The following is a 20,651-nucleotide window of genomic DNA, read 5'->3' as shown; positions in this document are numbered from 1 at the left end:
CGCCTGTCCTGACTGTGGCGCTGCAGGCCATGGACCTCAGCTGCAGGCGGCGAACCGAACGGCAACTTGTTTCCCTGGCAGTGGGTCAGGGCACGCTTCCGGCCTGGCTGGAGCGGGAGTTGGCAGAACTGCAGCCAGGTACCGCCAGGCGCTGGCGTCTTGGGCCTCGCCAGCGGCCCCAGGCCCTGGTGGGTCATCCCCTCCTGCCCAGCAACGGGCTGATCTGGTTGGAGCTGGAGCTGCTCGAAACCCGCCGGCCCTCCCTGCCAGGGGATGGGCCCAGTGGTTGCGCCTTGATCAGCCAGGCCGAGGTTCAGTCCCTGTTTGACCGCTGGAACAAGGCGTTGCAGAGCCAGGATCCGGAGCGGATCGCGCAGCTGTACAGCCGCGATGCGGTGCTGCTGCCCACGCTCTCGAATGAGCCGCGAACAGATCATGAAAGCATCGTGGACTATTTCAGCCACTTTCTGCAGAAGCGACCCAACGGTGAAATCAGCCAACGGGAAATCCTGATCGGTTGCAACATGGTGCAGGACGCAGGTTTGTACAACTTCCGCTTCCTTGATGGCAGCCACGCTCAAGCCCGCTACAGCTTCATCTATGTGCTGGAGGATGGTGAGTGGAAGATCTCCCACCATCACTCTTCCTTGCTTCCAGAGGCCGGTCAGCGCTGATGGGCACCCTCACGATCCAGCTCCACGACAGCCTGAGCCGGCGCAAGCGCCCCCTGCGGCTGGAGCAACCTGACCGGGTGACGCTGTATGTGTGCGGCCCCACAGTTTATGACTGGCCCCACATTGGGAATGCCCGGCCGGCTTTGGTCTTCGATGTGTTGGTGCGCTTGCTGCGCCACGCCTATCGGCAGGTGGTCTATGTGCGCAACTTCACCGATGTGGATGACAAGATCAATGCGGCGGCAGCCTCTGCGGGGGTGCCCATTCGCACGCTCACTGAGCGCACGATTGCTGCGTATCAGGCCAACATGCGCGCTCTGGATGTGCTGCCACCGGACCATGAGCCCCGCGTCACCGAGCACATCAGCGACATCCAATTCCTGATCACGCAACTGCTCGATCGGGGCCATGCCTATTTGGCGGCGGACCATGTGCTGTTTGAGGTGGCCAGCTTTGCCCGCTACGGCAAGCTCTCCGGCCGCTCGACGGAAGGAATGCAGGCCGGCGCTCGTGTGGAAGTGGCGCCGTTCAAGCGCGATCCCATGGATTTCGTGTTGTGGAAACCCTCCGGCCCCGACCTGCCGGGCTGGGAGAGTCCCTGGGGCCGTGGAAGGCCCGGCTGGCATGTGGAGTGCACGGCCATGATCCAGCGCCACCTGGGTTTTCCGATCGACATCCACGGCGGTGGCCAGGATCTGATCTTTCCCCATCACGAGAACGAGATCGCGCAGGGCTGTGCCGCCACCGGTCTGCCCTATTGCCATACCTGGCTGCACAACAGCTTCATCACCGTGGCTGGGCAGAAGATGTCGAAATCCCTTGGCAACGTGCTGCTGGTGCGAGATCTGCTGCAGCAGGCTCCCGGCGAAGCCCTACGCCTGGCCCTGCTGGCCAGCCACTACCGCCAACCTCTGGACTGGAATCAGGAGCGGCTTGTGCAGGCCAAGCGCACGCTGACGACCTTTTACAGGGCTCTGAGCGATGGCGACACTGCGACAGGTGCCCGTGCAACTGGCCAGGAGGGCGACCCGGATTCGATCGTCCTGCAGGCTCTGGCGGACGATCTCAACATCTCCGCCAGCCTTGCTCGCCTGCATGGTCTGAGCCGGGAGCTGCAACGCGCCGGCTCCGCTGCTGAGCGGGACGCGCTCAGGGCCAGCCTGCTCGCTTCAGGCCGTCTGCTCGGCTTGCTCCAACAGGACCCCCTGCAGGCCCTGGCCGCGTTGCAGACGCCGTCTCGGCCGGCCGATCGGTTGCAGCCGCAGCTGAACGAGAAGACCATCGCCGAGCTCCAGAAGCGCCGCCTCCATGCTCGTCAGGACGGTGATTTTCAGTTGGCCGACCGGTTGCGGCATCAGCTGATCGAGGCTGGAGTGGCTGTCGCAGACGGCAGGGCCTGCCGTCCCAGCGCTCCACCAACCCCTGCCAATCCCTCCTCACGCCATGGCTGAGACCGCCACGCGTCTCCTGCTGCTGCTGATCCGCGGCTACCAGACCCTGATCAGCCCATTGCTGGGGCCCAACTGCCGCTTCACTCCCAGCTGCTCCCAGTACGCCATCGAGGCGATCCAGATCCATGGGGTGATCCGCGGCAGCTGGCTGGCGCTCTGCCAGCTGGGACGCTGCCATCCCCTTCACCCAGGCGGCTACGACCCCGTTCCACCCCCTGTTCAGCGAGACAAGCCAGCCATGCGCTCCTCAAATTCGTAACGGCGCCTGGAGCCGCTCCAGACCTTCGTGGGCATGCAAGCCGCTGGTCAACCGAATCCGGTTCCGCCCGAGCGCCTGTGACGTGGCCTGTCGGGCAGGGTCACCGGCCACAGCCACCAGCGGCCCTGGTCGCCGCCGGCCGCCAGGTGCCGGCCGTCGGGGCGCCAGGCCAGCGCCTGGAAGCCCTGGCCTTCCCCTTCCAGCGCCTGCAGCAGGCGGCCGCGGCCATCCCAGAGGCCCACGCTGCCATCGGCGGAGGCACTGGCCAGCAGGCGGCTGCCGGGCGCGAAGGCCAGGGCCGTGACGCGTTGCTGATGCCACAGCAGCGGTTCGGGCTGCCAGCCCTGTTCGCTGCGGTCGCGCTGCTCCCACAGCACCACGTGGTCGGCGGCGGCCACCGCCAGGGCAGGTGCGAGCTTCCCGGGCTGATCGCTCCAGGCCAGTGCGCGCACCTTGGCCGGGAAGCCGCTGAACTGCCACGGCCGCCCTTCGCCTGCCTTGGGCCAGAGCAGCAGGGAGCGGTCCATCTGGCCGCAGGCCAGCAGCTCGCCCACCGGCGAGAAGGCCAGGGACAGCGCCACCGATTCGGTGGGGGCGCGCCGGGGAGCCGGTGCGGCCGGATCGAGCGGTTGCCACAGCGCCAGCTCGCCGTGGCCGCTGGCCGCCAGCCGCCTGCCGTCGGCGCTCCAGGCCAGGCATTGGGCGGTGCCGGGCAGCTCGAGGCTGTCGGGGCGCCACTGGCGCAGCGCCCCATCCCAGAGCCGCACCCGGCGGCCGGCGGCCACTGCCAGCAGCAGCCCCCTGGGCTGCCAGGCCGCCGCATCCAGCCAGCCGGCGCCGAGCGGCTGCGGCGCGAAGGCGATTGGCCGTACCCCGGAGCCGCCCAGCTCCCACAGCAACAGCTCGCCGGCCTGGCCCACCGCCATCAGGAACTGCCCGTCGGCGCTGAAGCCGATCGCATCGAGGCTGGTGTCGCTCAGGCCCTGCAGCAGCTCTTCGCAGCCGGCGCGGAAATCAAGCAACAGCAGTTCACCGCCGGCCGTGGCGATCGCCAGAAACTCGCCATCCGCCGACCAGCTCAGCGCCGTGATCGCCTGCTGCAGCTCCCCGCAGAGCCGCTCCCGCACCAGGGGCTGCGTTGAGGTCATGGCGCTTGACCGCTCAGGCCACGCAGGCGGTGAAGCCCGCCCGCAGGCCCTCGGCATCGAGATCGCGGCCGATGATCACGAATTCGGTGCAGCGCCGCTCGCCCTCTTTCCAGGGGCGATCGAAATCGCCATCCAGCAGCATGTGCACCGCCTGGAACACATAGCGCTCGTCCTTGCCTTCCAGCTGGATGATGCCCTTCATCCGGAACAGATCCGGCCCCCGCTCGGCCACCAGATCCGACAGCCAGGTGCCCAGCTTGTCGAGATCCATCGGCCGCTCCTCCACGAACGCCACCGAGCCCACGGCGTCGTCGTGCTCATGGGCATGCTCCTCGGCCAGGAAGCCGGGATCGAGGCTCAGGGCCCGTTCCAGCTCGAACGCCCCCACGCCGAGAAGCTGATCGATCGGGGCATCGGCGTTGCGGGTGGTGAGCAGCCGCGCCATCGGGTTGATCGCCCGCACCCTTTGCTCGATCACCTGGCGTTCGCCCTCCTCCACCAGATCCGCCTTGTTCAGCAGCAGCACATCAGCGAAGGCCAGCTGTTCCTGCACCTCCTCAGCCTCCCAGTGCTGCTGCACATGCACCAGATCCACCAGGGTGATCACCGCATCCAGCCGCAGCTCATCCCGCAGGTCTTCATCCACGAAGAAGGTCTGGATGACGGGGGCGGGATCGGCCAGACCGGTGGTTTCGATCACCAGGTGATCGAAGCGATCCCGCCGTTTCATCAGATTGCCGATGATGCGGATCAGATCGCCACGCACGGTGCAGCAGATGCACCCATTGTTCATCTCGAAGATCTCTTCGTCGGCATCGATCACGAGCTGATTGTCGATGCCCACCTCACCGAATTCGTTCACGATCACCGCCACCTTGAGGCCGTGTTCGTGGGTGAGGATCCGGTTCAGCAGGGTGGTTTTGCCGGCACCGAGATAACCGGTGAGCACGGTCACCGGCAGGCGATCGGCGGCTGGAACGGCGCTGGTGAAGGCCATGGCGAGGGCGGGGGCGGGGCGGGCACCGCAGAGTCCCCATCGGAGTGAGAATCGTTGTCGTTCTAGCAGCGGTGCTGCCGGCTGGGTGGGGATGGCTGACCTGGTGATCGCCGGCGGCGGGCCGCAGGCCCTGACCCTCTGTGCCCTTCTGCTGCAGAAGCGCCCCTGCTGGCGCCGCCATCTGCGTGTGCTCGATCCCAGCGGCCGCTGGCTGCATCGCTGGCAGACCCAGCTGCAGGCCTGCGGCATCACCACGTTGCGCTCCCCCGCCCCGCACCACCCCCATCCCAACCCCGGCGCCCTGCGCGCGTTCGCCCACCAGCAGCGGCGCAGCCACGAACTGGAAGGCCCCTACGGCCTGCCGGCCACCGACCTCTTTTCCGCGTTCTGCGCGCAGGTGGTGGAAGCCTTCGACCTGCAGGGGCAGGTGGAGGCGGCCAGCCTGGTGGATGTCGAGCTGCCGCAGGGCTCCCGCCAGCCGCTGCAGCTGCAGCTCAGCGATGGCCGCCAGCTGCCGGCCCGGCGGTTGGTGGTCGCCACCGGCCCCGGGCCGGCGCTGCTGCCTGAGTGGGTGGAGCGGATCCCCCCGGGCTTTCCCGCCGCGGCCTTGCAGCACAGCAGCGGCATCGACCTCGCCGCCCTGCCGTCACTGCAGGGGGAGCGGATCCTGATCGTGGGCGGCGGCCTCACCAGCGGCCACCTGGCGCTGGGGGCCCTGGCCCGTGGCGCCTCGGTGCTGCTGCTGTGCCGGCGCCAGCTGCGGGAGCAGCCCTTCGACGCCGATCCCGGCTGGTTCGGCCCCAACCGACTCACGCCCTTTCGGGCCGAACCCTGCTGGCGGGAGCGCCAGCGCCAGGTCCTGGCGGCTCGCAACGGGGGCTCACTGACGCCCCAGCTGGCGGCGCGGCTGCGCCAGGCCATGCGCGCGGGTCAGCTGCAGCTCCAGCAGCACGGCGAAGTGGCCGGTGCCCGCTGGCTGGGCCACCACTGGCTGGTCAGCTGCCAGGGCGGTCAGCACCACCGGGTGGACCGGCTCTGGCTGGCCACCGGCCACCGGCAGGGGGTGAGCACCCATCCACTGCTGCAGCGCCTGCAGCGGCAACGCCCGATCGCCTGCCTCGACGATTGGCCGGTGTTACCGCACGACCTGCGCTGGCCCGGCACCCGGATTCACGTGATGGGAGGCCTCAGTGCGCTGCAGCTGGGCCCCGGCGCCCGCAACCTGTTCGGCGGCCGAGAAGCCGCGGCCAGGATCTTGGCGGCGCTGCGGCAGGACCGCTGAACCTGGGCCCGTTGCGCCGCCGAGGGGCTGCCGACCTCGAGACCTTGGCGCACCCGCCAGCCGCACAACTCAGAGCGCCTTCCCGTTCAGCAGGTGGGGCGCGAGCATCAGCATCAGGCTGCGGCTCTCCAGCGGCGCGCCGTCGTGCATCCAGCGGCTGGGCTCATGGGGAATGTCCTGACCGGCCGGCAGGGCCGTGTCGATCACCCGCAACCAGACCTGGGCCCGTTGCGCCGCCGAGGGGCTGCCGACCTCGAGACCTTGGCGCACCCGCCAGCCGCACAACTCAGAGCGCCTTCCCGTTCAGCAGGTGGGGCGCGAGCATCAGCATCAGGCTGCGGCTCTCCAGCGGCGCGCCGTCGTGCATCCAGCGGCTGGGCTCATGGGGAATGTCCTGACCGGCCGGCAGGGCCGTGTCGATCACCCGCAACCAGCCTTCCGGCGCCGTGGGCAGCTCGAAGTGCATGGGCTTGCTGTAGGCGTTCATCCCGCACCAGAGCAGGGGGCCGTGGGCGTGGTCGTTCAGGCTCCAGGCCAGCGTGTGCGACCAGCTGGCCCAGTCGGGTTGCTGCAGCGCCACGCCGTGCCAGTCCCGCCACAGGTGATCGCCGGGCACGCCGGCCCCCTGGGCCCCTTCGGCGTAGGGGGTTTCCGGGTTCAGCAGGCTGAACAGATGGGTGCGCAGATGCACCAGCCGTTGCAGGAAGAGTCTGAGGCCGAGGTCTTCGCCATCGGGGCGCCAGTTCATCCAGCCGAGTGGATTGTTCTGGCACCAGGTGTTGTTGTTGCCCCCCTGGCTGCGGCGCACTTCATCGCCCATCAGCAGCATCGGCACGCCCGGGGCCAGCAGCAGGGTGGCGAGCAGGTTGCGCAGCTGGCGGTTGCGCAGATCGTTCACCCCGTGGTCGGTGGTGGGACCCTCCACGCCGTGGTTCCAGCTGTTGTTGTGGTTGTCGCCGTCGCGGTTGTCTTCGCCGTTGGCGAGGTTGTGCTTGCCGTTGTAACTGACCAGATCCGCCAGGGTGAAGCCGTCGTGGGCGGTGATGAAGGTGATGCTGCGCCCCACCGCTGGCGGGCGGCCGCCATAGAGATCCGGGCTGCCGGACAGGCGCTGGGCCATCGCCCAGCAGCAGCTCTCGTCGCCCTTCCAGAAACGGCGCACGTCGTCGCGGAAGCGTCCGTTCCAGGTGCCCATGCGCCGCGCCGGGAAATCGTGGAGGCGGTAGAGGCCGCCGCAATCCCACGGCTCGCTCACCATCTTCAGATCGCTCAACCGCGGATCCGCCTCCAGTTCCTCGAACAGGGGCGGCTGGTCGAGCGGCGCTAGGTTCTCGCCGCGTGACAGGGCAATGCCCAGGTCGAAGCGGAAGCCATCGATGCCGAGTTCCAGCGCCCAGCAGCGCAGCGCTTCCATCATCAGCTGCCGCACCAGCGGGCGGTTGGCCGCCACCGTGTTGCCGCAGCCGGTCACATCGAGGTAGTCCCCGTCAGGGTTCTGGTGGTAGTAGAGGCGATCGGCGAAGCCGCGCCAGCTGAGCGTGGGGCCATCCTGGTTGCCTTCGCTGGTGTGGTTCAGCACCACATCGAGCACCACCTCCAGGCCGGCCTGGTGGCAGGCCATCACCAGCGCCCGCACCTGGTTGCGGGCCTGCAGCGGGTCGTCGCCCAGCAGGTAGCCGTGATGGGGGGCCATCCAGCTGATCGGGCTGTAGCCCCAGTAGTTGTGGCGGCCGGGCGGGGCATCCTGCGGGTCGAAGGCCATCACCGGCAGCAGCTCCAGGGTGGTGACCCCGAGGCTCTTGAGATAGGGGATGGTGTCGATCAGGCCCAGCAGGCTGCCGCGCCGCTCCGGTGCCACCGGGCTGCTCTCGCCCTGGCTGAAGCCGGCCACGTGCAGCTCATAAACAACGGTGCGCTGCCAGCTGTGGCGCGGGCGGGGCCCGGCGTTGAAGTCGAACAGGTCGCGTTCTGTGACCACCCCCTTCAGGCAGGAGGCGGTGTTGGGCGCGGTGCCGGTGGCGTCGGCGCGGCGGTACCGCGACCAGCCGCTGATCGCCCGCGCGCAGGGATCCAGCAGCACCTTGGAGGGGTTGAAGCCGTGTGCCCCCGGCTGCAGCGGCCCGTACACGCGATAGCCGTAGCAGCAGCCGATGCCCACCCCCACCACTTCCACGTGCCAGTGATCGCCGGAGCGATGGCGGGCATCGAGCGGAATGATGCGGAAGGGTTCGGGCGCGTCGCCGTCGGCGAAGAGCAGCAGCTCCACCCGAGTGGCCAGCGGTGCCACCACTGAGAAGTTCACTCCTCGCACAGTGACGGCGGCGCCGAGGGGCCAGGGGTGTCCCAGGTGGGTCGAGGACACGGGCTGTGAAGTGCTGCGGTTCAAGCTAGTCGTGTGTTGGCCCTCTGGTGCGGATGTCGGCGTTCTTGCCCGCGGCGTTGGAGGAGGGGCGGCCGCCGCAGCAGGTGCTGCCCGGGCTGTGGGTGTTTCCCCCCAACCGCGACACCCAGGGGGGCACCGCCTGGCTGCTGTCGTTGCCGCAGCGCCCGCCCGTGCTGATCGACTGTCCGGCGCTGACGGCGGCGAACCTGGCCGCGCTGGCGGGGCAGCCGGGTGTGATCGTGCTCACCGGCCGCGCCGGCCACGGCCGCTGCCGCCGCCTGCAGGAGGCGATCGGCTGGCCGGTGCTGGTGCAGGAGCAGGAGGCCTACCTGCTGCCAGGGCTGCCGGAGCTGCGGCCCTTCGGTGCCGCCCACGACCTGGCTGACGACCTGCGACTGCTGTGGACCCCGGGCCCCTCGCCCGGGGCCTGCGTGCTGCATGCCACCGGAGCCCACGACCTGCTGTTCTGCGGACGGCTGCTGGTGCCCCTCGCTCCCGGACGCCTGGGGCCGCTGCGCACCGCCCACACGTTCCACTGGGCGCGGCAGCAGCGCAGCCTGGAGCGCCTGCAGCACTGGTTGCCGGCGGGGTCGCCCCGCTGGATCGCCACCGGTGCCGGCCTGGGTGCCCTGCGCGGCGAGAAGTTGGTGCCCGGCACCGCTCAAGCGGCACAATGAGGGGTGATCAGGGGCGGAAAATCGGGAAAAACCTTGGCCAAGCAAGCGGTTTCGGTTGCCCAGGTCGCCCTTCCCCCATACGATTAGCCCGCCAGGTGATCCGGCCGAGCGTCCAGCCGTTGGTTGGTCTCCGTGGTCGGTTCGTTTTCACCGCATGGCGGGAACGGCTTCTTCCGCTCCGCCCCACTCCCGCCCCTCTCCAGATTTCTGCCCCCAGATTCCCGCCCAATGAACAAAGCTGACCTCGTCAACCTCGTTGCGGCTCGCACCGAGCTCACCAAGACCGAAGTGTCGAAGGTCGTCGACGCCGCCATCGAAACCATCATTGATTCGGTGGTCGAAGGCAAGAAGGTATCCATCCTCGGCTTCGGTTCCTTTGAAGCCCGTGAGCGTTCCGCCCGTCAGGGTCTGAACCCCAAGACCGGCGAGAAAATCGCCATCCCCGCCAAGCGCGTGCCCGCCTTCACGGCCGGCAAGCAGTTCAAGGATCAGGTTCAGGGCTGATTCCTCCCGCCTCCACCGGTCTGCCCTCACACCTTCAGGGGCTGATCGCAACGGGAGAGCAACAGCGAAGCCGCCACCACCGCGGGCGCTTCGCTCCGTCTCCCACGGGCCCCCTGCACCGCGGCAATCTGCGCACCGCCCTCGTGGCCTGGCTGGAAGCCCGGCTTCAGGGGGGTGAGCTCCTGCTCCGCATCGATGATCTCGACACCCCGCGCAACCGCGCCGGTGCCGAAGAGGCGATCCTGGCCGACCTCCGCTGGCTGGGCCTTCACTGGGATGGCCCGCCGGTGCGCCAGAGCGAGCGCACCGGCCTCTACGCCACGGTGCTCTCCGCTCTGCGCCGCCGGGGTCTGCTCTATCCCTGCCGCTGCAGCCGCCGCTTGCTGGCGGATGTGTCTGCGCCGCAGGGGGCGGTGTCGGTGTATCCGGGCTTCTGCCGCACGCGCGCCCACGGCTGGGGCGTGGAGAACGGCCGCCTGCCCAGCTGGCGCCTGCGTCTTCAGGACGCTCCGCTCAGTTGGCCGGAGGCGATCGCCGCTCCCGGCCGGCTGGAGGCGGCGCGCCAGGTGGGGGATGTGGTGCTGCGCCGCGCGGATGGCTTCCTGGCGTATCACCTGGCCACCGCCGTCGATGAGCTGGCGCTGGGCATCACCACGGTGGTGCGCGGCGAAGACCTCTGGGCCGCGACGGCGCCGCAGGTGGCCGTGATGCAGTGCCTGGGTGCCACGCCACCGACCTACTGGCATGTGCCGCTGTGGCGCGATGACCGGGGCGAACGGCTGGCCAAGCGGTCGGGAGCGGAGGGGGTGGCGGGGCTGCGCGCGCAGGGTCTCGATGCGGCGGCGGTGATCGGCCTGCTGGCCGCCAGCCTCGGCCTGGTGCCGGCGGGAAGCCGCCTGAGTGCCGCGGAGTTGCTGCAGAACCTGAGCAACGCGGCGTTGAAACGGCGTTTATGCGGGAAGGCTTAAGGAAGTGGCGTCAATCCGGGGGGTCTGGCCGACCACACTGAAATCAACACCAAAACGGGGATTGATGGGCGAACCCACACAGGCGGGCCTGCCACAGGGGGTACTGCCGTCAGCGCGGCGAGAGACGGAGGCGCAGCGATGCCCGCGTTGCGGCGGCAGCGGCGTGCTGCGCCTCAGCGACCAGAAATTCCGCACCTGCCTGGATTGCCTTGGCCAGGGCCGACTGCCTCAGTTCAGCGTCGAGCCCTCGCTGGAGTACAGGCTGCGCCGTCAGGATGCCCGGGCGCTCAGCGCCGACCCGCTGTCTTCTGGCGCCAGATGAAGAAAGCGGCAGTGGCCACCACAACGGCCAACGGCGCTGCGGTGAGCAGGAGCAGGATGACGGCGGTCCAATCGGTATACATCGCTGCAGGACGAACGTTGATCCATCATTCCAGCCGCCCTGCCACGCAGCGGTCGCAGGCCGTTGTGATGGCTGCTACCCGCCGCCTGGGCCGGATGGCGCTGCTGCTGGGTCTGGGCGCCGGCCTGCTCCTGCCCGCCGCGGTCCGGGCTGATGTGCGCTTCGACGACTGCGTGACCGGCAGCGACGGCAGCGTCACCTGCGACACCCAGCCGGAGGGCAACACCTTGATGGATGACGAAGCCGCCCGCTTCGGTCTGCTTGACGGCGGCGATCCGGGCTGGCCTGAGTTCGACCCGGCGGGCGACGGCGGTATGGGCGATGGCTTCGGCGACGGCTACTGGCCCTGAGCCGCAGCCGGTTTTCCGGGAAGGGCAGAACGCAAGGGTTGAAACCCAGCGCCGCCCCCAGGCCCGCGCCCCTTGCCTGGCGCTCAGCAGATGCGCGGCAGCTGCTCGCCCCGGCCCAGAGTCAGGCGCCGCTGCACGCCATAGGCGTTCCGCAGCAGCACTGTCCCCCTGGCGATGGCGGGCAACAGGCGGTTGCCGGCCCCGGACTCGCTGTCTCCAGGCATCCCGGCGTCAGCCACCGCGCCGATGATCGCGGCCTCGGGCTGGAAGCCCTGCAGCACGGCCAGGGCCTGCGCCGCCTCAGCGGCGGGCAGGAACAGCACCAACCGCCCTTCGTTGGCCATCGCCAGCGGATCCAGGCCCAGCAGCTCGCAGGCGCTCGTCACCGCCGGCGCGATCGGCACCGCCTCCTCCTCGATCTGCAGGAGAAGGCCGGTGTCGCGGGCGATCTCAAACAGGGCGCTGGCCAGCCCACCGCGGGTGAGATCCCGCAGAGCGTGCACCTCCAGCCCCTGCCCCAGCAGCGCCTGTACTGATGGCAGCAGCGAGGCCAGGTCGCTGCAGAGCTCCGTGCGGAAGCCCAGTTCGTGGCGTGCCGCCAGGATCGCCACCCCATGGCGTCCCAGATCGCCGCTCACCAGGATGGCGTCGCCCGGCCGCACCGCCGGCGGGCCGATGGCCGGACCCGGCCCCAGGCTGCCCACACCGCTGGTGGTGATGTACAGGCCGTCGCCCTTGCCCCGTTCCACCACCTTGGTGTCGCCGGTCAGCACCGGCACACCGCAGGCGGCGGCGGCCGTGCGGATCGAGGCGACCACCTGCCGCAGCGTGGCCATCGCCAGGCCTTCCTCCAGGATCAGGGCCAGGCTGAGCGCCAGCGGCCGGGCCCCCACCATGGCCAGATCGTTCACGGTGCCGATCACCGCCAGCCGGCCGATGTCGCCGCCGGGGAAGATCAGCGGCCGCACCACGTAGGCATCGGTGCTGAAGGCCAGCGGACCCGGGCCGGCCTGGAACGTGGCCGCGTCATGCAACACCCCATCGCCCGGCCCGAAGGCCGGCACCAGCAGCTCGGCGATCAGCTGTTGGCTGAGGCTGCCGCCGCCGCCATGACCCAGCTGCACCCGCTCGATGGCCTCGCTGTCGCCGGCGCTGGCGCTGGCCATGGGTCAGGGCTCCGCCTTGTCGGACAGGCTGCTGGCCTCCGCCGCCCGGGCCAGGGGCCTGGCTGCTGCAGAGCTTTCCGCCCGTTCGCCGTGGTGCCAGTAGGCGGCACACGCCCCTTCCGATGACACCATCGGCGCTCCGAGCGGGCGCTCCGGCGTGCAGGTGCGGCCGAAGGCCGGGCAGGCGGTGGGCCGGGCCAGACCCTGCAGCACCTGGCCGCTGATGCAGGCCGCGGCAGCATCGGGCCCAGGCCGATGCTCGGTGGCCTGGTCGGGCAGCCGGGCGGCGTCGAGGGCGGCGTAGGGGGGGCGCAGCCGCAGGCCGCTGGCGGGAAACACCCCGAGGCCGCGCCACAACTGATCCACCGGCTCGAACACCCGGGCGATCAGGGCCCGGGCTGACGCGTTGCCCTGCGGGCGGCAGGCACGGCCATAGGCGTTCTCCACCCGGCCCTCGCCCCGCTCCAGCTGACGCACGCAGCGCAGCAGCCCCTCCAGCAGATCCACCGGCTCGAAGCCCGTGACCACCACCGGAACGTGGAAGCGTGCGCTGAGCGGCTCCAGCTCCTCGCTGCCCATCACCGCGCAGACATGGCCGGCGGCCAGGAAGCCCTGCACGCGGTTGTGCGGGGAGGCCAGCAGGGCCTCCATCGCCGGAGCAATCCGCACGTGGCCCACCAGCAGCGCCAGGTTGCTGCTGCCACAGCACCAGGCCTGATGGGCCAGCAGCGCCGTGGCCGGTGCGGTGGTTTCAAAGCCCACCGCGAAGAACACCACCTGCTGCCCTGGGGAATCGCGGGCGATCGCCAGCGCATCGAGGGGCGAGGTGACGACCCGGACGCAGGCCCCCGCCGCCCGCAGATCCAGCAGGCTGCGGCCATCGGAACCGGGTACCCGCAGCATGTCCCCGTAGGAGCAGAGGATCACCCCCGGGCGGGCTGCCAGCTCCAGGGCGCGATCGATCGTGGCTGCCGGGGTGACGCACACCGGGCAGCCGGGGCCGTGGATCAGCTCCAACCCCTCGGGCAGCAGCCGGTCGAGGCCATGGCGCAGCAGCGCGTGGGTCTGCCCGCCGCAGACCTCCATCAGAGTCCAGGGGCGGCTGATGGCCTGCTGCAACTGCCCCACCAGCTGCTGCACCGCCTCCGACCGGCGGTAGGGGGCGAGTGGGTTCACCCGGCCCCGGGCGCCGGCAGGGCGGCCAGCTGGCGGTAGTGCTCCCAGCGGGCGTCCACCTGCTGCTGGGCCAGCAGCGCCAGGCGCTCTGCCTGCTCCGGATCGCTGTCGCTGAGGCTGCGAAAGCGGTTCTCGCGGGCCATCGCTTCAGCCACCGGCAGCGAGGGGGTGCGGCAATCGAGCACCAGGGGGTTCAGGCCCGCAGCGCTGCGGCGCGGGTCGTGGCGGTAGAGCAGCCAGCGGCCCGACTCCACCGCCTGTCGTTGCTGGCTCATGCCCTTGGCCATGTCGATGCCGTGGGCGATGCAGTGGGAGTAGGCCAGGATCAGCGAAGGCCCCGCAAACGCCTCGGCCTCCAGGAAGGCCCGCAGGGTGTGCTCGTCGCGGGCGCCCATCGCCACGCTGGCCACGTAGACGTTGCCATAGCTCATCGCCATCAGGCCCAGATCCTTCTTGGCGGTGCGCTTGCCGCCACTGGCGAACTTGGCGACGGCACCGATCGGGGTGGCCTTCGACATCTGCCCGCCGGTGTTGGAGTAGAGCTCGGTGTCGAGCACCAGCAGGTTCACGTCCTGGCCGCTGGCGAGCACCTGGTCGATGCCGCCTGCGTCGATGTCGTAGGCCCAGCCGTCGCCGCCGATCATCCACACGCTGCGCTTGGTCAGATCGTCGGCCAGGGCGAGCAGCGCCTCGATCTCCGCCTGCCGCTCCGGCGCCTGCTGCACCTGCTCCAGCCGCCCGCGCAGCTCCACAACCCGCTGCCGCTGCTCGAAGATCCCCGCCTCCTCGCTCTGATCCGCTTCGATCAGCGCCTCCGCCAGCTCCGGCGGCACCGGCGCCTCGCTGCCCCCGTCGCCGGGTTCGGCCAGGCGACGCAGCAGGCGCACGGCGGTGGTGTGCCGCTGGTCGTAGGCCACGCGGAAGCCCAACCCGAACTCGGCGTTGTCTTCGAACAGGGAGTTGGACCAGGCCGGCCCGCGGCCGTCGCCGTTGCAGCTCCAGGGGGTGGTGGGCAGGTTGCCGCCATAGATCGACGAGCAGCCGGTGGCGTTGGCCACCACCATCCGGTCGCCGAACAGCTGGGTGGCGAGCTTGATGTAGGGGGTTTCGCCGCAGCCGGCGCAGGCGCCGGAAAACTCGAACAGCGGCTCCTGCAGCTGCTGCTGGCCGATGTGGCGCAGGTTCAGCTGGCTGCGCTCGGTGTCGGGCAGTTGCAGGAAGAACTCCCAGGCGCCGCGGGCCTGCTCGCGCAGGGGGCGCTGCGGCGCCATGTTGATGGCCTTGTGGCTGGGCGTGTCCCGCTCGCGTGCCGGGCAGACCTCTACGCAGAGGGCGCAGCCGGTGCAGTCTTCCACCGCCACCTGCAGGGTGAAGCGGTTGGCGCTGCCGTGCGGTTCGCGGGCCGGTGCGCTCAGGAAGCCCGGCGGTGCTGCCGCCAGCGCGGCTGGCTCCACCACCTTGGCGCGGATCACGGCATGGGGGCACACCATCACGCATTTGCCGCACTGCACGCACAGCTGCTCCTCCCAGACCGGCACGCTGTCGGCGATGTTGCGCTTCTCCCAGCGGGCGGTGCCGCAGGGGTAGGTGCCATCGGCGGGCAGGGCACTCACCGGCAGCCGGTCGCCCTGACGGGCCAGCTGGGGCACGATCACGCTGCGCACGAAGGTGGGGGCGGCGGCGAAGCGATCGGCCTCCGGCTCTGGTGGGCCGGCTGGGTCCTCCGCCGGAATCGGCACCGGCAGCAGCCGTGCCAGGGCGGCATCGACGGCCTGCAGGTTGCGCCGCACCACCGGCTCTCCCTTGTGGCCGTAGCTGTGGCGGATCGCGACGCGGATGGCGTCCAGTGCCTGCTCCAGCGGCATCACCCCGGCGAGCGAGAAGAAGCAGGTCTGCATCACGGTGTTGATGCGCCCGCCCAGCTCGAAGTCGCGCGCGATCGCGGCGGCATGGATGGCGAACACGCGCAGCTGCCTGGCGCGGATCTGGGCGCGCACCGCCGCCGGCAGCAGCTCCCAGATCTGCCCGGCCTCCCAGGGGCTGTTGAGCAGCAGGGTGGCGCCGGGGCGCGCCGTGCTCAGCAGGTCGAAGCGGCTGAGGAAATCCCACTGGTGGCAAGCCACCAGATCGGCCCGCCCCACCAGGTGGGTGGCGTGGATCGGCCGTGGGCCGAAGCGCAGGTGCGACTCCGTGACCGAACCGGATTTCTTCGAGTCGTAGACGAAGTAGCCCTGGGCGTGCAGGTCCGTGCCTGCGCCGATGATCTTGATCGTATTCTTGCTGGCGCCCACGCTGCCGTCGGCGCCGAGCCCGTAGATCACGGCCTGGAACTCCCCCTCCGTTTCGGCGCGGAAGCTGGTGTCCACCGGCAGGGAGCGGTGGGTGAGGTCGTCCTCGATGCCGACGCTGAAGGAATGGGGCGCCGCGTGGCCGCGCAGGGCCTCCAGCACCGCCTTCACCATCGCCGGGTTGAACTCCTTCGAGGCCAGGCCGTAGCGCCCGCCCACCACCCGGGGCTGCGGTCTGGCGTCGGTGGCGGCCGTCCGCCCCCAGCAGCGCCGCACCGCATCGCTCACATCGAGGTAGAGCGGGTCGCCGCCGGCGCCCGGTTCCTTGCAGCGATCCAGCACGGCGATCGCGCGCACGCTGGCCGGCAGCGCCGCCACCAGCCGCTCGGCGCTGAACGGCCGGTAGAGCCGCACCTTCAGCACCCCCACCCGCTCGCCGCTGGCGATGAGGGCATCGACCGTGAGCTGGGCCGTCTCGCAACCTGAGCCCATCAGCACCAGCACCCGCTCCGCCAGCGGATCGCCGTGGTACTCGAACAGCCGGTAGGCGCGCCCGGTGAGCGCGGCGAAGCGGTCCATCGCCTGCTGCACCAGCGCCGGGGCGGCGTCGTGAAAGGGATTGGCCGCTTCACGGGCCTGAAAGGCCACGTCCGGGTTATGGCTGGTGCCGCGGATCACGGGATGGTCGGGGCTCAGCCCCCGGGCCCGGTGGGCGGCGATCAGCCCCGCCGGAATCAGGGCGGCGAGGGTGGCGTCAGACAGCGGCGCCACCGTGTGCAGCTCGTGGGAGGTGCGAAAGCCGTCGAAGAAATGCAGGAAGGGCAGGCGGGCGTTCAGGCTGGCCAGGGTGGCGATGGCGGCGAAGTCGCCGGCCTCCTGCACCGACGCCGAGCAGAGCAGGGCACAGCCGCTGCCACGGGTGGCCATCACGTCGCTGTGGTCCCCGAAGATCGAGAGCGCCTGGCCCGCCAGGGCCCGGGCGGCCACGTGCACCACCGTGCTGGTGAGTTCACCGGCGATCTTGTAGAGGTTGGGCAGCATCAGCAGCAGCCCCTGGGACGCCGTGAAGGTGGTGGCGAGCGCTCCGGCCTGCAGGGCGCCATGCAGCACCCCGGCGGCGCCCCCCTCGCTCTGCATCTCCACCACGGTGGGCACGCTGCCCCAGAGGTTGGGGCGGCCGGCCGCGGCCCAGCCATCGGCCCATTCCCCCATCGGCGTGGCCGGGGTGATCGGGTAGATCGCCATCACCTCGTTCAGCCGGTAGGCCACGCGCGCCACCGCTTCATTGCCATCGACGGTGATGCGGCCATCGGCGCGGGAGGGGCTCATGACTCCACCACCACGCTGAGCGCGAAACCCACGTGCACCAGCAGCAGATCGCCGGGGCGGGCCTCCGGCACGCAGGCCAGGCTCACCTCCCGCTGCACGCCGGAGAACTCCACCACCCCCACCCGCCAGAGCGCGTCGTCGTCGTTGTCTTCGCCGTCGCCGCCAGCGTCCGGCGCGAGGTCGGCCGGGCGGCGGTGCTCGATCCGGATCAGCTCACCCGGCACAGCCAGACACATCACGCTCCTCCGCCGCCAGCGGCGGCCTCCGCAGGGCCTGCCTCTCCTCTATAGGGCGAGAAGCGGCGCCTGAACCCCCGGCTCTGTGCCTTCCTCACATGCCGACCAGGCCAGCGCCAGCAGCTGGCCGAGGGCCAGGCCGCCGTCGTTGCAGGGCACCCGCTGGGGCCACACCGCTTCAACGCCGGCCGCCGCCAGCGCCGCCACGGCCAGCTCCAGCAACAGGCGGTTCTGGAAACAGCCGCCGCTCAGCAGCAGGCGGCGCAGCTCCAACCGCTGCGCCAGCTCCACCAGCAGGGCCGCCAGGGCGCGGTGAAAGGCCAGCGCGATCGACGGCACGGGGCGGCCGCGGGCCAGATCGTCGAGCACTGCTGTCAGCAGGGGGTGCCAGTCGAGCAGCCACGGTGCGGCCACGCCGCTGGCAGCGCCAGCAGGTGCTGCGGCGCAGATGGGGAGGCGGTAGGCCGGCCAGCCCTGCGGCTCCGGCGTGTCCAGCGCGGCCTGGGCCGCCGCCTGCAGCCGCAGCGCCCCCTGCCCCTCGAAGCTGCAGCGCTGCACCAGGCCGAGCAACGAGGCGAGGGCGTCGAACAGGCGGCCCATGCTCGTGCAGAGCGGCGCCTTCAGGCCTGTCTCCATGAGGCGCTCCAGCAGTTGCTGCTCCCCGTCGCCGAAGGCGGCCCGGGTGGCGGGCGGGGTGTGGGCCTGGCTGTCCGCCCCGAAGGCGGCGACCAGCAGCCCGAGCGCGGCGCGGCGCGGTTCCCGCAGGGCCCGTTCGCCGCCGGGCAGGGGGAAGGGCCGCAACCGGGCCAGGTGCGTGAAGCCGAGCGCGGCGCCCGCCCGCGGGGGCTCCAGCCGCAGCGCTTCGCCGCCCCAGAGCAGGCCGTCGGGGCCGAAGCCGGCGCCATCCCAGGCCACCCCTGTGGCCGGCAGGGGTAGACCGTGCTCCGCCAGGCAGGCCAGCAGGTGGGCGTGATGGTGCTGCACGGCGAGCACCGGCAGACCGCCCCAGGACTCCGCCAGCTCGCGGCCGAGGCGGTGCGCGCTGTAGCCGGGGTGCAGGTCGACGGCGAGCCGCGACGGGCGCAGCTGCTGGCGGTCCAGCCAGCTGAGCAGGCTGCCGGTCAGCCGCCGTTCGCCGGCCAGCGTGCCGAGATCGCCGAGATGGGGCCCCAACAGTGCCTGCCTGCCCTGGCCGATGGCGATGGCGCTCTTCACCTGGCCGCCCATGGCCAGCAGCACGTCGGCCGGCGGCGGCGGATCCGGCAGCGCGATGGCGGTGGGCGCGGTGCCACGTGCCTGGCGCAGCACCATCACTGCTCCGGCCACCACCTGGGCCACGCCGTCGTCGACGGGGTTGGCGATCGGCCGGTTGTGGCTCAGCAGACCATCGGCGAGGTCCGTGAGCAGGTCCAGCCCATCGGCCTCGCTGAAGCCCAGCGGTTCGCCCGAGCGGTTGCCGCTGGTGGCCACGAGCGGCTCCCCCACCGCCTCCAGCAGCAGGGCATGCAACGGCGAGGCCGGCAGCATCACCCCCAGCCAGGGGGTGTGGGGGGCGACCCCGTCGGCGAGGGGGGCGGCGCGCCGCCGCAGCAGCACGATCGGTGCCGCCGGCCCCACCAGCAGCCGCGCCTCCGCCGCCGATACCCGGCAGTGACGCCGCACCCAGGCCAGGTGGGGAACCAGCACGGCAAAGGGTTGCTCAGGGCGCCCCTTGCGCCGCCGCAGCTCAGCGACAGCCACCGCTGAAGCAGCCCGCACCAGCAGCTGAAAGCCCCCCACCCCCTGCAGGGCCACCACCTGGTCGCGCTGCAACAACGCCGCCGCTGCCGCCAGCGCGGCGGCGCCAGGCCCGCCGTCGCCGTCGCCGCTGCTGATCCCGCCGGCGTCCCGCTGCCGCCAGCTCAGCTGCGGTCCGCAGGCGGGGCAGCCGATCGTCTGGGCGTGAAAGCGGCGGTCGCCCGGATCGTGGAATTCTCGGCGGCAGGCGGCACAGAGCGCAAATCCGGCCAGGGTGGTGTGGGCCCGCTCGAACGGCAGGGCGCGCAGCAGGCTGTAGCGCGGCCCGCAATGGGCGCAGCTGTTGAAGGCATACCCGTAGCGGCGGTTGCGTGGATCGCGCAGCTCGGCGCGGCAGGCGCCGCAGGGGGCCAGATCGGCCGGAACCAGGCCTGTGAGCGCGCTGGTGGGGTCGGAGCCACAGGCGGAATCCGGGTGCGGCCCGCTGGCGGGGGCTGCCGGCAGGATCCTGAACACGTCCTGCTCCTCCCCCAGCATCTCGCGCTGCTCCTCTCTCGGCGCCCCCGCAGGCGCAGCCAAGGGCGCCAACCAGCGACGCGCCAGGCGGTCGATGCGGCTGTGCGGCGGGCGGCGGGCCTGCAGCGCGTGCAGGAAGGCCGCCAGCGCGGCGGCGCTCCCCTCCACCTCGATGGATACTCCGCCTGGGGTGTTGGTGACCCAGCCGGCCAGTTGCTGCTGCGACGCCAGCCGATGCACGAACGGCCGGAAGCCCACGCCTTGCACGACCCCCTCAATGTCGAGCCTCAGGCGCCGCCGGGGGGCGCCGCTCATGCGCAGGCCCGGACTGCACCCTGGCGCTGGTGCTCCAGCCAGTGCAGCAGCGCCTCAACGCCGGCACCGGTGCGGGCCGAGAGTTCGAAGAGGCGGGCGTGGGGCGCCACCACTGCCAGGTGGGCCAGAGCGGCGGCGCGATCGAAGCCCACGGCCGCGGCGAGATCGGTTTTGTTGATCACCACCGCATCGGCGGAGTGGAACAGGGCCGGGTATTTGAGCGGCTTGTCTTCCCCTTCGGTCACCGAGAGCACGGCGATCCGCAGCTGTTCGCCCAGATCGAAGGCGGTAGGGCACACCAGGTTGCCCACGTTCTCGATTAGCAGCAGCTGCATGCCGCCGCAGTCGAGCTGATCGAAGGCTCCCGCCACCAGCGACGCTTCCAGGTGGCACAGGTCGCCGGTCTGGATCTGCAAGGCACGGGCGCCGGCGGCCTGCAGGCGGCGGGCGTCGTTGTCGGTGGCGAGATCACCCACGATCACCCCCACCGGGCCGTGCTGCCACTGGCGCGCGACAGCTTCGAGCAGGGCTGTTTTGCCGGCGCCGGGGGCCGAGAGCACATTCACCACCAGCAGGCCGGCGGTCGTGAAGCGCTCGCGGTTGCGCGCGGCGTTGCTGTCGTTGTGCTCCAGCAGGTTGTGGCGCAGCAGCAGGGTTCGCGGCGCGGGGGCTGCCACCACGCTGGCCATCGGCTGGCCGCAGGAGCAGTGGGAGCACATGGCGCAGCCGGCGGCGATGGTTCCAGTCTGGAGAGACGGCCGCAGCCCGGCCCACCGGCGTAGCCCTTCCTCA

The 20,651-nt window shown here is 70.9% G+C and carries 19 protein-coding genes; 9 read left to right on the top strand and 10 right to left on the bottom strand.

The genetic code is table 11. The features are described 5' to 3' along the window. Nucleotides 1–29: 29 nt before the first annotated feature. From ACWJI3_RS09400 to yidD, 3 genes are read left to right on the top strand one after another with little or no spacing between them, the layout of a single operon-like run. On the top strand, nt 30–674 hold the full coding sequence (locus ACWJI3_RS09400) for an SgcJ/EcaC family oxidoreductase (RefSeq protein WP_255140522.1): 645 nt from the start codon (nt 30–32) through the stop codon (nt 672–674). Further along, a complete protein-coding gene (gene cysS, locus ACWJI3_RS09395; protein ID WP_480203546.1) occupies nt 674–2,125 on the top strand; it encodes a cysteine--tRNA ligase in 1,452 nt (483 codons plus the stop codon). The genes ACWJI3_RS09400 and cysS overlap by 1 nt, the downstream gene beginning before the upstream one ends. After that, nucleotides 2,118–2,384 (top strand): membrane protein insertion efficiency factor YidD, encoded by a 267-nt coding sequence (yidD, locus tag ACWJI3_RS09390; RefSeq protein ID WP_480203545.1) that lies wholly within the window; start codon nt 2,118–2,120, stop codon nt 2,382–2,384. The genes cysS and yidD overlap by 8 nt, the downstream gene beginning before the upstream one ends. Before the next feature lie 47 nt (nt 2,385–2,431). Here the strand turns inward: yidD and ACWJI3_RS09385 are convergent, their stop codons facing one another. Both ACWJI3_RS09385 and ACWJI3_RS09380 read right to left on the bottom strand, forming a co-directional pair. Continuing rightward, entirely contained in the window at nt 2,432–3,532 is a 1,101-nt protein-coding gene (locus ACWJI3_RS09385; RefSeq protein ID WP_480203544.1) for a WD40 repeat domain-containing protein, read from the bottom strand. Nucleotides 3,533–3,545: 13 nt separating this feature from the next. Continuing rightward, the gene (locus tag ACWJI3_RS09380) at nt 3,546–4,529 is read right to left on the bottom strand and encodes a CobW family GTP-binding protein (RefSeq protein WP_480203543.1); all 984 of its coding nucleotides are present in this window, start codon (nt 4,527–4,529) and stop codon (nt 3,546–3,548) included. A 91-nt stretch (nt 4,530–4,620) separates the two neighbouring features. On the opposite strand from ACWJI3_RS09380, the gene ACWJI3_RS09375 reads away from it, so the two are divergent. Next, complete coding sequence (locus tag ACWJI3_RS09375) at nt 4,621–5,811, top strand: FAD/NAD(P)-binding protein (protein WP_480203542.1); 1,191 nt, start codon at nt 4,621–4,623, stop codon at nt 5,809–5,811. Between the two features lie 69 nt (nt 5,812–5,880). Here the strand turns inward: ACWJI3_RS09375 and ACWJI3_RS09370 are convergent, their stop codons facing one another. Further along, entirely contained in the window at nt 5,881–6,081 is a 201-nt protein-coding gene (locus ACWJI3_RS09370; protein ID WP_480203541.1) for a hypothetical protein, read from the bottom strand. Nucleotides 6,082–6,097: 16 nt separating this feature from the next. After that, the gene (locus ACWJI3_RS09365; RefSeq protein WP_480203540.1) at nt 6,098–8,173 is read right to left on the bottom strand and encodes a glycogen debranching protein; all 2,076 of its coding nucleotides are present in this window, start codon (nt 8,171–8,173) and stop codon (nt 6,098–6,100) included. Between the two features lie 53 nt (nt 8,174–8,226). On the opposite strand from ACWJI3_RS09365, the gene ACWJI3_RS09360 reads away from it, so the two are divergent. The 5 genes from ACWJI3_RS09360 (at nt 8,227) to ACWJI3_RS09340 (ending at nt 11,096) form a co-directional block, all read left to right on the top strand. Beyond that, entirely contained in the window at nt 8,227–8,871 is a 645-nt protein-coding gene (locus ACWJI3_RS09360; protein WP_480203539.1) for an MBL fold metallo-hydrolase, read from the top strand. A 228-nt stretch (nt 8,872–9,099) separates the two neighbouring features. Then, nucleotides 9,100–9,375 carry an HU family DNA-binding protein gene (locus ACWJI3_RS09355; protein ID WP_094510083.1) on the top strand — a complete coding sequence of 92 codons (276 nt, stop codon included), beginning with the start codon at nt 9,100–9,102 and terminating at the stop codon, nt 9,373–9,375. Continuing rightward, nucleotides 9,375–10,343 (top strand): tRNA glutamyl-Q(34) synthetase GluQRS, encoded by a 969-nt coding sequence (gene gluQRS, locus ACWJI3_RS09350; protein WP_480203593.1) that lies wholly within the window; start codon nt 9,375–9,377, stop codon nt 10,341–10,343. Before ACWJI3_RS09355 ends, gluQRS begins: the two co-directional genes overlap by 1 nt. 64 nt (nt 10,344–10,407) lie before the next feature. Next, complete coding sequence (locus ACWJI3_RS09345) at nt 10,408–10,665, top strand: hypothetical protein (protein WP_480203538.1); 258 nt, start codon at nt 10,408–10,410, stop codon at nt 10,663–10,665. A gap of 149 nt (nt 10,666–10,814) precedes the next feature. Beyond that, complete coding sequence (locus tag ACWJI3_RS09340) at nt 10,815–11,096, top strand: hypothetical protein (RefSeq protein ID WP_480203537.1); 282 nt, start codon at nt 10,815–10,817, stop codon at nt 11,094–11,096. Nucleotides 11,097–11,179: 83 nt separating this feature from the next. On the opposite strand, the gene hypE is transcribed toward ACWJI3_RS09340, so the two are convergent. From hypE to hypB, 6 genes are read right to left on the bottom strand one after another with little or no spacing between them, the layout of a single operon-like run. Beyond that, nucleotides 11,180–12,262, bottom strand: coding sequence for a hydrogenase expression/formation protein HypE (gene hypE, locus ACWJI3_RS09335; RefSeq protein WP_480203536.1), 1,083 nt, complete (start codon nt 12,260–12,262; stop codon nt 11,180–11,182). 3 nt (nt 12,263–12,265) lie between these two features. Further along, nucleotides 12,266–13,438: a hydrogenase formation protein HypD gene (gene hypD, locus ACWJI3_RS09330; protein ID WP_480203535.1), complete on the bottom strand. Its 1,173-nt coding sequence runs from the start codon at nt 13,436–13,438 to the stop codon at nt 12,266–12,268. After that, nucleotides 13,435–17,055, bottom strand: coding sequence for a pyruvate:ferredoxin (flavodoxin) oxidoreductase (gene nifJ, locus ACWJI3_RS09325; protein ID WP_480203534.1), 3,621 nt, complete (start codon nt 17,053–17,055; stop codon nt 13,435–13,437). The genes hypD and nifJ overlap by 4 nt, the downstream gene beginning before the upstream one ends. Beyond that, nucleotides 17,052–17,291 carry a HypC/HybG/HupF family hydrogenase formation chaperone gene (locus ACWJI3_RS09320; protein WP_480203533.1) on the bottom strand — a complete coding sequence of 80 codons (240 nt, stop codon included), beginning with the start codon at nt 17,289–17,291 and terminating at the stop codon, nt 17,052–17,054. Before ACWJI3_RS09320 ends, nifJ begins: the two co-directional genes overlap by 4 nt. Nucleotides 17,292–17,339: 48 nt before the next feature. Then, entirely contained in the window at nt 17,340–19,859 is a 2,520-nt protein-coding gene (hypF, locus tag ACWJI3_RS09315; protein WP_480203532.1) for a carbamoyltransferase HypF, read from the bottom strand. Continuing rightward, nucleotides 19,856–20,578, bottom strand: coding sequence for a hydrogenase nickel incorporation protein HypB (hypB, locus tag ACWJI3_RS09310; protein ID WP_480203531.1), 723 nt, complete (start codon nt 20,576–20,578; stop codon nt 19,856–19,858). The genes hypF and hypB overlap by 4 nt, the downstream gene beginning before the upstream one ends. Nucleotides 20,579–20,651 lie beyond the last annotated feature (73 nt).

It is taken from the genome of Marcopretia estuarina LEGE 06307, from assembly GCF_056633115.1.
This window is presented reverse-complemented; position numbering and strand designations above follow the sequence as displayed.

What these genes read in the sequence shown, in the direction of transcription:
- hypF (WP_480203532.1), bottom strand. Translation starts at nt 19,859, where the DNA reads ATGAGCGGCGCCCCCCGGCGGCGCCTGAGGCTCGACATTGAGGGGGTC.
- ACWJI3_RS09345 (WP_480203538.1), top strand. Translation starts at nt 10,408, where the DNA reads ATGGGCGAACCCACACAGGCGGGCCTGCCACAGGGGGTACTGCCGTCA.
- ACWJI3_RS09385 (WP_480203544.1), bottom strand. Translation starts at nt 3,532, where the DNA reads ATGACCTCAACGCAGCCCCTGGTGCGGGAGCGGCTCTGCGGGGAGCTG.
- ACWJI3_RS09320 (WP_480203533.1), bottom strand. Translation starts at nt 17,291, where the DNA reads ATGTGTCTGGCTGTGCCGGGTGAGCTGATCCGGATCGAGCACCGCCGC.
- ACWJI3_RS09380 (WP_480203543.1), bottom strand. Translation starts at nt 4,529, where the DNA reads ATGGCCTTCACCAGCGCCGTTCCAGCCGCCGATCGCCTGCCGGTGACC.
- cysS (WP_480203546.1), top strand. Translation starts at nt 674, where the DNA reads ATGGGCACCCTCACGATCCAGCTCCACGACAGCCTGAGCCGGCGCAAG.
- ACWJI3_RS09375 (WP_480203542.1), top strand. Translation starts at nt 4,621, where the DNA reads ATGGCTGACCTGGTGATCGCCGGCGGCGGGCCGCAGGCCCTGACCCTC.
- hypB (WP_480203531.1), bottom strand. Translation starts at nt 20,578, where the DNA reads ATGTGCTCCCACTGCTCCTGCGGCCAGCCGATGGCCAGCGTGGTGGCA.
- ACWJI3_RS09400 (WP_255140522.1), top strand. Translation starts at nt 30, where the DNA reads ATGGACCTCAGCTGCAGGCGGCGAACCGAACGGCAACTTGTTTCCCTG.
- ACWJI3_RS09360 (WP_480203539.1), top strand. Translation starts at nt 8,227, where the DNA reads ATGTCGGCGTTCTTGCCCGCGGCGTTGGAGGAGGGGCGGCCGCCGCAG.
- nifJ (WP_480203534.1), bottom strand. Translation starts at nt 17,055, where the DNA reads ATGAGCCCCTCCCGCGCCGATGGCCGCATCACCGTCGATGGCAATGAA.
- ACWJI3_RS09340 (WP_480203537.1), top strand. Translation starts at nt 10,815, where the DNA reads ATGGCTGCTACCCGCCGCCTGGGCCGGATGGCGCTGCTGCTGGGTCTG.
- ACWJI3_RS09355 (WP_094510083.1), top strand. Translation starts at nt 9,100, where the DNA reads ATGAACAAAGCTGACCTCGTCAACCTCGTTGCGGCTCGCACCGAGCTC.
- yidD (WP_480203545.1), top strand. Translation starts at nt 2,118, where the DNA reads ATGGCTGAGACCGCCACGCGTCTCCTGCTGCTGCTGATCCGCGGCTAC.
- hypE (WP_480203536.1), bottom strand. Translation starts at nt 12,262, where the DNA reads ATGGCCAGCGCCAGCGCCGGCGACAGCGAGGCCATCGAGCGGGTGCAG.